The organism is Desulfosarcina ovata subsp. ovata, from assembly GCF_009689005.1.
Taxonomy (GTDB): domain Bacteria; phylum Desulfobacterota; class Desulfobacteria; order Desulfobacterales; family Desulfosarcinaceae; genus Desulfosarcina; species Desulfosarcina ovata.
In genome coordinates, this window is sequence record NZ_AP021879.1 from 1,070,624 (window position 1) to 1,083,144 (window position 12,521).

At 59.8% G+C, this 12,521-nt stretch carries 11 protein-coding genes; 10 read left to right on the forward strand and 1 reads right to left on the reverse strand.

The features are described 5' to 3' along the window. Positions 1–14: 14 nt before the first annotated feature. Positions 15–608 carry an HD domain-containing protein gene (locus tag GN112_RS04740; protein ID WP_155309176.1) on the reverse strand — a complete coding sequence of 198 codons (594 nt, stop codon included), beginning with the start codon at positions 606–608 and terminating at the stop codon, positions 15–17. A 174-nt stretch (positions 609–782) separates the two neighbouring features. Between GN112_RS04740 and ileS the strand changes: the two genes are divergently transcribed. The 10 genes from ileS to argC all read left to right on the forward strand — a co-directional run bounded on the left by ileS (position 783) and on the right by argC (position 12,405). After that, positions 783–3,596, forward strand: coding sequence for an isoleucine--tRNA ligase (ileS, locus tag GN112_RS04745; protein WP_155309177.1), 2,814 nt, complete (start codon positions 783–785; stop codon positions 3,594–3,596). A 10-nt stretch (positions 3,597–3,606) separates the two neighbouring features. Continuing rightward, positions 3,607–4,176 (forward strand): signal peptidase II, encoded by a 570-nt coding sequence (gene lspA, locus GN112_RS04750; RefSeq protein WP_231716934.1) that lies wholly within the window; start codon positions 3,607–3,609, stop codon positions 4,174–4,176. Between the two features lie 69 nt (positions 4,177–4,245). Further along, positions 4,246–5,679, forward strand: coding sequence for a DNA polymerase III subunit delta (gene holA / locus GN112_RS04755; RefSeq protein ID WP_155309178.1), 1,434 nt, complete (start codon positions 4,246–4,248; stop codon positions 5,677–5,679). Between the two features lie 30 nt (positions 5,680–5,709). Continuing rightward, entirely contained in the window at positions 5,710–5,919 is a 210-nt protein-coding gene (locus GN112_RS04760) for a hypothetical protein (protein WP_155309179.1), read from the forward strand. Between the two features lie 159 nt (positions 5,920–6,078). After that, positions 6,079–7,251, forward strand: coding sequence for an ABC transporter substrate-binding protein (locus tag GN112_RS04765; protein WP_155309180.1), 1,173 nt, complete (start codon positions 6,079–6,081; stop codon positions 7,249–7,251). Positions 7,252–7,416: 165 nt separating this feature from the next. Beyond that, a complete protein-coding gene (locus GN112_RS04770; RefSeq protein WP_155309181.1) occupies positions 7,417–8,382 on the forward strand; it encodes a branched-chain amino acid ABC transporter permease in 966 nt (321 codons plus the stop codon). Positions 8,383–8,404: 22 nt separating this feature from the next. Then, complete coding sequence (locus GN112_RS04775; protein WP_231716935.1) at positions 8,405–9,748, forward strand: branched-chain amino acid ABC transporter permease; 1,344 nt, start codon at positions 8,405–8,407, stop codon at positions 9,746–9,748. A gap of 1 nt (position 9,749) precedes the next feature. Further along, positions 9,750–10,523: an ABC transporter ATP-binding protein gene (locus tag GN112_RS04780; RefSeq protein ID WP_155309182.1), complete on the forward strand. Its 774-nt coding sequence runs from the start codon at positions 9,750–9,752 to the stop codon at positions 10,521–10,523. Further along, positions 10,523–11,239, forward strand: coding sequence for an ABC transporter ATP-binding protein (locus tag GN112_RS04785; RefSeq protein WP_155309183.1), 717 nt, complete (start codon positions 10,523–10,525; stop codon positions 11,237–11,239). Before GN112_RS04780 ends, GN112_RS04785 begins: the two co-directional genes overlap by 1 nt. A 128-nt stretch (positions 11,240–11,367) precedes the next feature. Continuing rightward, a complete protein-coding gene (gene argC / locus GN112_RS04790) occupies positions 11,368–12,405 on the forward strand; it encodes an N-acetyl-gamma-glutamyl-phosphate reductase (RefSeq protein WP_155309184.1) in 1,038 nt (345 codons plus the stop codon). Positions 12,406–12,521 lie beyond the last annotated feature (116 nt).

The window sequence follows — 12,521 nt, forward strand, 5'->3', positions numbered from 1 at the left end:
GTACGCTAATAGTATCAGGGGGCCAGGTGGCCGCGGTCAACGGCGCTCTCAATCAGTTCCCGCGCAAAACGCCACAGGTCCGGGGCGCCGGCGTCAATGCGCTGGTTGCGCTCAACGACCTGGGATTTGACGATGCCGTGGCGCTGCCACATTTTTCCGTCGGTAAAAACATTGTGCATCAGCGGTTGCAGGCGGTCCAACGCATTGGCGAAACGCGCCTCGGGGGTGTCTGCCGCTTCGAACTCATCCCACAGGGCCCTGAAGTCATCGGCCTGATCCGCTGGCAACAGGTTGAAGATGCGTTCGGCAGCCGCGGTTTCGCGTTCGGCCTTGTCCGCATAACCGGCCGTATCATAACAATAGGTATCACCGGCATCGATCTCTACCAGATCGTGGATCAGCACCATACGCACCACATGCAACAGGTCAATGGCCCCGTCCCTTGCGTATTCACCCAGCACCAGGGCCATCAGGGCCAGGTGCCAGGAGTGCTCGGCATCGTTTTCCTGGCGGGTGGCGTCGGTAATCAGGGTCTGTCGCTCGATGGTCTTGAGCTTGTCGACCTCGCGGACAAACCGGATTTGCTGCGCTAACCGTTTAAGGTCCATAGTGACTTCGCTTTCTGTTTCAAAACGGCAAAAAGAAAGGGTTCATAATTGCGCAAAACCGACCGGTTTTCAAGGTGCAAAATCAATAAACCGACGATTCTATGGCCTTGACATCAATCAGGTTTCAAAGTAGAAGTTTCTGTTTATCATGAAAATTCCGCTACGGAGGCATCCATGGATTACAAGAAGACCTTGAATCTTCCAAATACCGGCTTTCCCATGAAAGCCAACCTGGCCGCAAAAGAACCCAACCAGCTGAGCGCCTGGGAAAGCGAAGGGCTTTACCCGCGCATCCGCGAAATGTCCAAGGGCCGGCCCCAGTTTATCCTGCACGATGGCCCGCCATACGCCAACGGCCACATCCACATCGGTACGGCCCTGAACAAAATCCTCAAAGACATCATCATCCGCTCACGGCAGATGGCCGGCTTCGACGCCCCCTATGTTCCGGGCTGGGACTGCCACGGCCTGCCCATCGAGCACAATGTGGACAAGGAGCTGGGTTCCAAGAAAAAGGAGATGACCCAGGCCCAGGTGCGCCGCCAGTGCCGGGTCTACGCTGAGAAGTTCATCGATATCCAGCGAAACGAATTCAAGCGCCTGGGCGTGATGGGCGAGTGGGACAATCCCTACCTGACCATGAACTACCCGTACGAGGCGACCATCGCCAAGGAGTGCTGCAAGTTCGCCCTGGACGGCAGCCTTTTTCGCAGCAAGAAGCCGATCCACTGGTGCTGCAGCTGCAAAACGGCGCTGGCCGAAGCCGAGATCGAATATCACGACGAAACCTCGCCGTCGGTCTATGTCAAGTTCGCCCTAAAGGACGACCCGGCCCAGATCGATGACCGGCTGGCCGGGCGGAACGTGGCCGTGGTGATCTGGACCACCACCCCCTGGACCCTGCCGGCCAACCTGGCCGTGGCCCTGCATCCCGATTTCGACTACGCGGCCGTGGAGGTCGACGGTGGTCAGGTGCTGATCCTGGCCCGGGAACTGGTCGACGACTGCATGAAAATTTTCGGTTTCGCCGACTACCGCATCCTGGCCGAATTCAAGGCCGGCGCCCTGGAAAACAAACGCTGCCAACACCCCTTCTACGACCGTGATTCGCTGATCATCCTGGGCGATCACGTGACCCTCGAGGCGGGCACCGGATGCGTTCACACCGCCCCCGGTCACGGCCGGGAGGACTACGACGTGGGACTGCAGTATGGCCTGGACGCCTACTCGCCGGTCAACGACAACGGCGTCTTCACCGATGACGTCAAGCTGTTCGCCGGCCAGTTCGTCTTCAAGGCCAATGACGCCATCAACCAGACCCTGGCCGACAGGGGTGTGCTGCTGGCCAAGACCGACATCGCCCACAGCTACCCGCACTGCTGGCGCTGCAAACGGCCGGTGATTTTCCGGGCCACGCCCCAGTGGTTCATCTCCATGGAGAAGACCGGGCTGCGCAAGAAGGCCCTCGAAGAGATCGACCAGGTGCAGTGGATTCCCCATTGGGGCCGTGAACGCATCTTCGGCATGATCGAAAACCGGCCGGACTGGTGCGTCTCCCGCCAACGCGCCTGGGGTGTGCCGATCACCGTTTTCATCTGCGAGAAATGCGATACGGTGCACATGGACGAGGCGACCATGAACCACATCCACGATCAGTTCGCCGCCCATGGGGCCGACGTGTGGTTCGAAAAGGATGTTCACGAACTGATGCCCGAAGGCGCGGTGTGCAAGCACTGCGGCCACACCGGGTTTACCAAGGAAGACGACATCCTGGACGTGTGGTTCGATTCGGGCGTCAGCCAGGCCGCCGTTGTCGAGGCGCGCGATTACCTGCGCTGGCCGGCCGATCTCTACCTGGAGGGCAGTGACCAGCACCGCGGCTGGTTCCACAGCGCCCTGCTCACTGCCGTTGGCACCCGCGGCAAAGCGCCTTACAAGGCCGTACTGACCCACGGATTCGTGGTCGATGCCGAGGGCAAAAAGATGTCCAAATCCCTGGGCAACGTGGTGGCCCCCAAGGCGGTCATCGACAAGTACGGTGCCGAGATCCTGCGCATGTGGGTGTCGGCCTCGGATTACCGTGACGATGTGCGCATCTCCGACACCATCCTCAAACAACTCAGCGACGCCTATCGCCGGATCCGCAACACCAGCCGGTTCATCCTAGGCAACCTGAGCGATTTTGCCCCCCGGGACGATGCGCTGCCCGTCGATCAGATGCTGGAGATCGACCGCTTCGCCCTGCACAAGCTCCAGGGGCTGATCGATCGCGCCCTCAAGGCCTACGACACCTACGAGTTCCACGTGATCTACCACCGGCTGTACAACTACTGTACCGTGGATCTCTCCTCCTTTTACCTGGATATCCTCAAGGACCGGCTCTACACCAGTCCGCCGGCATCCCGGGAGCGGCGCAGCGCCCAGACGGCCATGTACGCCATCCTGGATGCCATGGCCCGCATCATGGCACCGATCATGCCGTTCACGGCGGAAGAGATCTGGAAGCACATGCCGGCCATGCCGGGCAAGGCCGAAAGTATCCATCTGGTGGAATTTCCCAAGGTGGACGCCGGGCTCACAGACGATGCACTGGCCGCCAAATGGGAGACCCTGATCAATGTGCGCGCCGAAGTGACCAAGGCCCTTGAGAAGGCCCGTGCCGAAAAGGTGATCGGCCACAGCCTGGATGCCGCGGTCACCGTCGGGCTCTCGGACGACCTTTACACGGTCATGGCCGACTTTGCACCCGACCTGCGCACCATCCTGATCGTTTCCGGGGCTGAGATGGTCCAGGCGGAACTGGCCGGTGCCTACAAGGGCCAGGAGACCGAAGGCGTCTGGGTACAGGTGGCCTCGGCCGGTGGAGAGAAGTGCCAGCGCTGCTGGGTCCATGACGACAGTGTGGGCACCATCGCCGACCATCCGACCATCTGCTGTCGCTGCAGGGATGCCCTGACGCAGATCGACCTTGCCGGTACGGGAGCCTAATGGGCCTTCGATGAACAATAACAGCGCAAAAATGGCGGCCCGATCCGGTAACGCGTCGGGCCGCTCGACAAAGCAGAGCGACGGCCGGCCCCGTTTGCCTTCCCTGGGGGCGCGGGCGTTCGTCATGACTGCCGCTCTGGTGGTGATCCTGGATCAGATCACCAAGCTGCTGGTGCTCGGCGGGGTGCCGTTGTATCACCGCATCCGCGTGATCCCCGGATTCTTCGACCTGACCCATATCCGCAATCCCGGCGGCGCTTTCGGCTTCATGGCCGCCGGCAGCCCGGGGCTTCGCAACCTGCTTTTTATCGGGGTCTCGGCCATCGCCATGGGGATGATCGTCTACTTCTACCGCATGACCCCCAGAACCCATGCCTGGCTGGCATCGGCCCTGGCCATGATTTTCGGCGGTGCCGTGGGCAACCTCATCGACCGTCTGCGGTTCGGCGAAGTGATCGATTTTCTCGACCTCTACGTGGGCGCCTACCACTGGCCGGCGTTCAACGTGGCCGACAGCGCCATCACCATCGGGATTACCATCTTCATCGCCCATGTGGTGCTGGGGAAGATGCCGGAATAGATGCCGAAAAACGGCAGTACCGATTTTATCCTAACATCTTTCAGCCTTCAGGCTGTTCGTTTCTAAGTTATGCCCACCATCGCCTACCATGATTTTGCCGATTACCTGAACCGGGCCACGGCTGCCGAGTGGCCGGCGGTAACGCTGGTCTGCGGTGAGGAGATGCTGTGCAAAAAGGCCTTTGACGGGGTGCTGGACCGGCTGCTTCCCGAAGCGCAGCGCACCATGGCCCTGGAACGCTTCGACGGTGGTGAGGATAACCTTGCCGGTGTCCTTTCCAGCCTGAATACCTACGCCCTGCTGACCAGCAGCAAGGTGGTGGTGCTGCAAGACGCCCGGCTGTTTTACTCGGCCAAGGCCCAGCAGGCACTGCGCGAGAAGATGACCCAGGCGGCCCGCAGCGGCGAAATGAAAAAGGCGTCGCGGCCTTTTCTGAACCTCCTGGCCCTTTGCGGGCTGACTTTCGACGACCTAAAAACCGCCACCGCCCGCAGGAAAGTGGTCGACGATGAGGCCGGCGAGGCGCCACCCTGGCTGGTTCAGCTGATCGACTACTGCCGTGAAAACAGTCTGCGCATCCCGGACAAAAAGGATGATGCCGATTTGCTTAAAACGGCCATGCAGAAAGGGTTTCCCGACGGCCACCGGCTGGTGATCACCACCGATTTCGTGGATCGCCGCAAGGCGTTGTTCAAAGCCATCGACGAAACCGGCCTGGTGGTGGACTGTGCGGTCCCCAAAGGAGAAACGCGCGCCGACCGTATGGCCCAGGACCAGGTGATGCAGACGGCCATCGCCGAGGCCCTCCATCCGGCGGAAAAGCGGATGGCCGGCGATGCCCGTCAACGCCTGATCCAATGGACCGGGTTTGACCTGCGCACCCTTTCCGGAAACCTGGAAAAACTGATCAATTTTGTCGGCGACCGCCAGACCATCACGGATGCCGACGTGACCGCCGTGCTCCAGCGCACGCGCAAAGACCCCATCTTCGAATTCACCAGCGCCATTGCCGACAAGGATCTGTCGGCCAGCCTCTTCTACCTGCACAGCCTGCTGGAAGAGGGCATGCATCCCCTGCAACTGCTGGCCGCGGCGGCCAACCAGATCCGCCGGCTGCTGCTGGCCAGGGATTTTGTCGAACGCGACCAGGGACGCACCTGGAACGACAAGATGTCTTTTCCGCAATTCAAAGGGGCCGCGTTCAAGGCGGTTCAGGCCGATGATGCGGCTTTTGCGTCACTGATCGACGGATGGGCGGCAACGCTCAATCCCCCGGCAGAAGGCAAAAAACGCAAAAGCACCGCCACCAGCGACCTGGTGCTGGCGAAAAACCCCAAAAGCCCGTTCCCTGTTTTTCAAACCCTGAAAAAAGCGAGCCGATTTTCGCTGCCGGCCCTCAAGGCCGCCATGGTCGATTTGAGCGTGACCGACCGGCGCATGAAATCCACTGGACAGAACCCACGCACCCTGTTGGAGGCGTTTCTGCTCCGCTTTTGTCGTTGATCCATGTCAATCACCACAGTGAGGTGACCCATGGGGTTCCTGAAAAATCAGCAGATCAAAATGGCCATGCGCCTGTTGGCCTGGCAGTACACCAAAGCCGACAGCCCCCCTCCGGACAACACGCAATTGGAGCGGCAGGCCCGCCATCTGGTGGATGAGGCCCATCGCATTGCCCGGCAACGGGGCGGTAACGTGCTGGCTATTTTAAAGGAAATGGTTACCGATGCCCGCCGGCGGTGACTCTGCACGCACCGTCCACCCATTGTCGCGTTCCCGCATGACATGATGGGAAAATGGCGTTGAAAAAGCAGGGGGCCCGTGCTAACACGTCACTCAATCCACTTCGGGGCCCAACCCCCAAGCCAACCCACCCAATCGGCACACAAAAGGAGGAGTTCTATGCGTAAATTTTCAGTTGGTCTCGTGTTATTTCTGGCGGCGGCAATGGTGTTCACCTTTGCGGCGATCGATGCCGACGCAGCGGACACCATCAAGATCGGATTCAACATCCCCCTGACCGGCGACAATCCCGACGTGGGGGCCTCATCCAAGAACTCTGCGGAAATGTATCTGAAAAAAAAACCCAAAATCGAGGTGGGTGGGAAATCCTACGACTTAACGTTCATTTTCGATGATAACGAATACAAGGCCGAATCCGCCGTCAAGGTGAGTACCAAACTGATTACCGAAGAAGGGGTGCTGGGCATTATCGGGCCGCAGTCCTCAAGCCAGGCCGTGCCGGCCGGCGATGTGGCCAACAACTATGCCACGCCCATGATCAGCCCCTGGTCCACCAACCCCAACACCACCCTGGATCGCCCCTATGTCTTTCGCGGCTGTTTCCTGGATCCTTTCCAGGGACCGGTGTCGGCCAATTTCGCCACCGATGAACTCAGCGCAAAAAAGGCGGCCGTGATCTACGATATCGCCGCCGACTATCCCAAAGGGCTGGCCGAATTCTTCAAGGCAGCGTTTGAAGGGATCCACGGCCCCGGTTCGGTCGTGGCCTTTGAGAGTTTTACCACCGGCGACAAGGACTTCTCCGCCCAAATGACCAATATCATGATGTCCGGCGCCGATGTGGTCTTCGTTCCCCAGTATTACAGCGAAGTTCCCCTGATCGTTCGCGCAGCCAAGGAGATGGGCTGGACCAAACCGATCCTCGGCTCCGACAGCTGGGGCAGCGGCGATCTGATGGGCCTGTGCGGGGATGACTGCAAGGGCTACTACTTCTCGACCCACTACGCTGCGGCCGGCGCAAAAGGTGAGACCAAGGCATTTATCGACGAGTACACCGCCACCTACGGCAAAACCCCCGACGATGTCGCCGCCCTCACCTGGGACGCCCTGGGACTGATGATCCAGGCCATCAAAAACACCGGCGGCCTTTCGGGCGACATCAAAGCCGACCGCACCAAAGTCAAGGATGCCCTGGCTTCCATCCAGAATTTTCCGGGGATTACCGGCGGCATGACCTTCACCGCCGACGGTGACCCCAAAAAATGTGCCGTGGTGGTCAAGATCAACGACGCGGGCCAGTTTGAATTCTTCAAGTCGGTCTGTCCCAAATAAATCAATCGCGCCAACCATTATTGTGACACCCCGGCGGTCCGTTGCGATCATGAATCGGGCCGCCGGCCAAACGGAAAAGGGAACGGGCATGCCTGTTTCCCTTTCCTTTTACGGGGTCGCGGGAAAAAAAGTGTTGTCCCACGACCCGAATGGGAGTCTTTTTCCATGACCCTTAACTTTCTGATGCAGAACCTGATCAATGCCCTGCAGTGGGGCAGTTTCTACGCCCTGATCGCCCTGGGGTACTCTATGGTGTACAGCATCCTGATGCTCTTCAACTTCGCCCATGGGGATATCTTCATGGTGGGCGCTTACATCGGCCTGGGTGTGGCCCTGGGGCTGCTCTCCCTCTTCGGCACGGGTGCGGCGGCCATTCTGCCCGGCTGGCTACTGCTGGTGTTGACCATTCTGATTTCCATGTTCCTGACCGCTTTCGTGGGAATCATCGTCGAACGGGTCGGGTACCGCCCCCTGCGCGAGGCCCCGCGGGCCTCGGCGGCCATTACCGGCCTGATGATCGGCATCATTCTGGAGACGTCCAATATTCTCTTTCTCGGCGGGTCGCGCCTCAAGTTTCCGCAACTGATTCAATCGGTCACCTACAACATCGGCGGGGTCTATGTGACCAACAAGAAGATCATGATCGTGCTGGTCTCCATCGGCCTGATGCTGGCCCTGCACCAGTTGATCTCGCACACCAAGTGGGGCATGGCCATGCGCGCCATGGCCTACGACTACGTGGTCGTGCCCCTGGTGGGGGTGCCCATGAACACCATCGCGGCCATGACCTTTGCCATCGGATCGGCCCTGGCCGCGGCGGCCGGGATCCTTTTCGGCCTGGCCTATCCGGTTCTGGATCCCTATATGGGCGTCAGCTTCGGCTGGAAAGCATTCGTGGCGGCGATTTTGGGTGGACGGGGATCGATCATGGGCGCCTGTATCGCCGGGTTCATGCTCGGGTTCATCGAAATCATGACCGTGCCGGCGATCCAGATCATGAACCGGCTCTTCTCGCTCAACATCGGCTCCAACCTGAGGGATCTGATCGCCTACTCCATCGTTCTGGTGATCCTGATTTTCCGGCCCCACGGGCTGTTTGGACAGGCGTACAGCGCCAAGCTACGACTCTAATTGCGGACAAGGACGTTTTCCCATGGATCAAACAGCTACCCTGCATCCGACCGAAGGCATGTTTTTGCGCATCGGTCATTTTTTCAAACCCGTGCCGCTCATGGGCTACCTGGCCGGTTTCCTGGTCTGCGTCCTCTGGGAACAGATGGCCGGTGACGGGCTCTCCGCCATCCTGGGCCTGCCCAAAATGCCGGTGCTCTTCGGCATTCTGACGATCTTCAAGGTGGTGGCCGGCGTCGTCAATCTGCTCATCAAGGGGGATGCCTTTGACTGGGCCACCCTCGTGCAGATTCCCACTGCGCTCGTTTATCTGACGGTCATCTACCTGGTACCGCTGACGCTGGTCTGCCGGCTGTCGGTCAAACCGGCCAACGCCCTGGCGCGTTTCCTCCAGGGGTTTCCGCTGATTGTCACCGCGCTGGTCCAGCTGGGCCTGATGTACGCGGTGCTGCACATCTGGGCCGGGGTGAGCGACTACCGGCTGATCACCCTCAAACTGACCCTGATCGCCGTACTGTTTACCCTGAGCCTGAATATCATCAACGGATACATGGGCGAATTCTCCTGCTCCCACCCGGGTTTCATGGCCATTGGCGCCTACATGACCAGCCTCTTCACCGTGGGCCTGTTTACCAGTGACAAGGTGCTGGGCGATGCGGTCTTCAGCGTGGGTGCCGCCTATCTGTCGTTTCCGCTGGCCTTGATTTTCGGCGGCATCATGGCCGCCCTGGGCGCCCTGATCGTCGCCATTCCTTCGTTCAAAACCCGGGGAGACTACCTGGCCATCATCAGCCTGGCTTTTCTCTTCATCGTGAAGAGTTTCTTCGAGAACATGCAGTCCCTGGGCGGATCCCGCGGAATCGGCGGCCAGCCGAACTGGGCCACCTTGCCGGTCATTTTTATCACCGTGGCTTTCGGCGTCTGGACGATCAACAATTTTGTCACCTCCACCATGGGCAAGGCCCTCAACGCGGTACGCGACGACGAAACCGCCGCCGAGGCCATGACCGTGGACACGCGCAAGACCAAGATGGCGGCCTTTCTGTTCGGCGCCTTCTGGGCCGGCGTGGCCGGCGGCCTGCTGGCCCATGTGCTGCGCTACGTCAACCCGGCCATGTTCAGCGTACAGAAACTGGCCGAGGTGCTGGCCATGGTCTATTTCGGCGGCCTCAATTCGGTTTACGGATCCATTGTGGGGGCGGTCTCGATCAGTCTGCTGGGCGAGGCCCTGCGGCCCCTGGAAATCCTCAAGTGGATCGTCATTCCGCTGCTGCTCATTCTGGTGATGGTCTACCGGCCCACCGGTCTCATCGCGTTCAAGGAATTCGATGTCCGCCAGGTGTTCGGGCCCAAGGAGGTGGACTGATATGCCACTGCTTCACGTTACCGACATGAGTATCAATTTCGGCGGGCTGCAGGCGGTGGCCGACTACCACCTCAGCCTCGATCCCGGCCAGATCACCGGGCTGATCGGCCCCAACGGTGCCGGCAAAACCACAATTTTCAACCTGATCACCGGCATCTACCGGCCCACAAAAGGCTCCGTGCAATTCGACGGGCAGGAGATCACCGGCAAGAAACCCAACGAGACCGCTGCCATGGGGCTGGCCCGTACCTTCCAGGAGATGAAGCTGTGGCGCCACATGACCGTGCTCGAGCATATCAAGATGGCTCGCTACTCAAAGCTTTCCTATGGCCTTCTGGGCGCGTTTCTGGACACGCCCCGGCGCCGGCGCGAAGAGCGCGAGGCCACGGAACTGTCCATGGAGTACCTCAAGATGTTTGCCGTGGACCAGTTCGCCGATCAGCTGGTGGTCAATCTGCCCTATGGGGCCCAGCGCCGGGTGGAGATGGCCCGCGCCATGGTCATCGAACCCAAGGTGTTGCTTCTGGACGAGCCCACCGTGGGCATGACCCCGGACGAGATGATGGCCATGATCGAGGTGGTCAGAAAGGCTCACGAACGGTTCAACCTGGCCATTTTTCTGATCGAACACCGCCTCAAGGTGGTCCACGAGCTGTGCCAGCACGTTCAGGCCCTGGTGTTCGGCCGGGTGCTCGTGGAGGGCACCCCGGCGGACGTCCAAAACCATCCCAAGGTTATCGAGGCATACATCGGCGAACAGGAGGTGGAATTCTGATGCTGCTCAATGTGGAAAACCTCCGGGTGTCCTATGGAAAAATCAAGGCCCTGCATGGAATCAGTTTTAAAATTGATGCCGGTGAAATCGTCACCATTATCGGCGCCAACGGAGCCGGCAAAAGCACGACCCTGCGGGCGGTCTCCCGCATGGTGCCGGTGGAGGCGGGCAGCGTAATGACCTGCATGGACCAGGACCTGCTCAAACTTCCGGCCGACAAGGTGGTCAGCCAGCTGGGCATCACCCATGTGCCCGAAGGCCGGCGCCTGTTCGGCAACCTGACGGTGATGGAGAACCTGCAACTGGCCACCTTCGCCCGCAAGGACCGCGATAATATCAAAAAGGACATCCGCCGGGTCTTTGAAATCTTTCCCCGGCTGGAAGAGCGCCGGTCCCAGCCTTCGGGAACCATGAGCGGCGGGGAACAACAGATGCTGGCCATCGGCCGGGCCTTCATGAGCGGTCGCCGGCTGATGCTGCTCGACGAGCCTTCCATGGGCCTTTCACCGCTTTTGATGATGAATGTCTTCCAGGCCCTGAAGGAGATCAACCGCCAGGAGGGCACGGCCATCCTGCTGGTGGAGCAGAACGCCAGGCTGGCCTTGAAATTCTCCCAGAAAGGCTACGTGCTGGAAAACGGCAACCTGGTACTGGAGGGAAACTCGGAAACGTTGATCAACGATCCGGAAGTCAGGAAGGCGTATTTGGGGGGATAAGTGGTAAACGAGGGACGCGTGCGACCGTCTTTTTTTTGCACTTCGAACTTGAAATCCTCCCTGAATAACCGTATCCATTCAGCGATAACCAATTTCCTTCACCTGAACCCAGATAAGGAATCTTACCAATGATCCGAGCCGCCGTCGTCGGTGCCAACGGTTACGCCGGGGCCGAACTGGTCCGCATTCTGTCCGGTCACCCGGATGTTGAGTTGACCGCGATTACCTCACGTCAATATGCCGGAAACGCGTTTGACAGCATCTATCCCGCCCTGAGCACCGTTATCGATCTGAATTTCATCGATAACGATACCGAAACGATCTCAAAGGCAGCGGATGTGGTCTTCCTGGCCCTGCCGCATAAGGCGTCCATGGGCATGGCCCCCGCCCTGCTGGACGCCGGGCTCCGGGTGGTGGATCTGTCCGCCGATTTTCGCTTCCATAATCAGGCGGCCTACGAGGCCCACTACCAGCCCCACAGCTGCGCCGACCGATTGCCACAGGCGGTTTACGGGTTGTGTGAGGTGTACGGGCAGCAGGTGGCCGGTGCGGACCTGATCGGCAACCCGGGCTGCTATCCCACCAGCGTGCTGCTGCCGCTCCTGCCCGTGGTCAAGGCCGGGTTGATCGATCCGGCTACGATCATTGCCGACTGCAAATCCGGCGTCAGCGGTGCCGGCCGGGGGGCTACCGCCACGACCCACTTCTGCCATGTCAACGAGTCCTTTAAACCCTATAAGGTGGGCGGCCACCGCCATACGCCGGAGATAGAGGAAAAACTGTCCGACTGTGCCGGTAAGCCGGTTCGGATCACCTTCACCCCCCACCTGGTCCCCATGACCCGCGGCATGCAAAGCTCTATTTATGCGACGCTTGCGCCTGGGGTGGATGCGGCACAGGTGAGGTCCTGCCTGGAGGCCGCCTATGCCGGCAGGCCCTTTGTGCGACTGTTGCCCGACGGCCGCTGGCCCGACACCTTGAATGTCAAGGGAACCAATTTCTGTGATATCGGCTGGGCGGTGGATCCGGGTACCGGCCGGCTGATCCTGCTTTCGGCCATCGACAACCTGGTCAAGGGAGCCGCCGGGCAGGCGGTACAAAACATGAACCTGATGGTTGGTCTGACCGAAACCGTTGGCCTGGATGCGGTTCCTTTTCCATTGTAACCCGATCCGTGTGTTGACATCCCGGCGGATTTGCACTAAACAAAGGACGTTTAACTATCTGCCCCCGCAGAGGAAAATCCGCATTTTTTACAATTTGTTGTCACCATTCAGCACCC

Coding starts and splice junctions, on each gene's coding strand:
- ileS (WP_155309177.1), top strand. CDS start 783: ATGGATTACAAGAAGACCTTGAATCTTCCAAATACCGGCTTTCCCATG.
- GN112_RS04775 (WP_231716935.1), top strand. CDS start 8,405: ATGGATCAAACAGCTACCCTGCATCCGACCGAAGGCATGTTTTTGCGC.
- GN112_RS04765 (WP_155309180.1), top strand. CDS start 6,079: ATGCGTAAATTTTCAGTTGGTCTCGTGTTATTTCTGGCGGCGGCAATG.
- GN112_RS04760 (WP_155309179.1), top strand. CDS start 5,710: ATGGGGTTCCTGAAAAATCAGCAGATCAAAATGGCCATGCGCCTGTTG.
- GN112_RS04770 (WP_155309181.1), top strand. CDS start 7,417: ATGACCCTTAACTTTCTGATGCAGAACCTGATCAATGCCCTGCAGTGG.
- lspA (WP_231716934.1), top strand. CDS start 3,607: ATGAACAATAACAGCGCAAAAATGGCGGCCCGATCCGGTAACGCGTCG.
- GN112_RS04780 (WP_155309182.1), top strand. CDS start 9,750: ATGCCACTGCTTCACGTTACCGACATGAGTATCAATTTCGGCGGGCTG.
- holA (WP_155309178.1), top strand. CDS start 4,246: ATGCCCACCATCGCCTACCATGATTTTGCCGATTACCTGAACCGGGCC.
- argC (WP_155309184.1), top strand. CDS start 11,368: ATGATCCGAGCCGCCGTCGTCGGTGCCAACGGTTACGCCGGGGCCGAA.
- GN112_RS04740 (WP_155309176.1), bottom strand. CDS start 608: ATGGACCTTAAACGGTTAGCGCAGCAAATCCGGTTTGTCCGCGAGGTC.
- GN112_RS04785 (WP_155309183.1), top strand. CDS start 10,523: ATGCTGCTCAATGTGGAAAACCTCCGGGTGTCCTATGGAAAAATCAAG.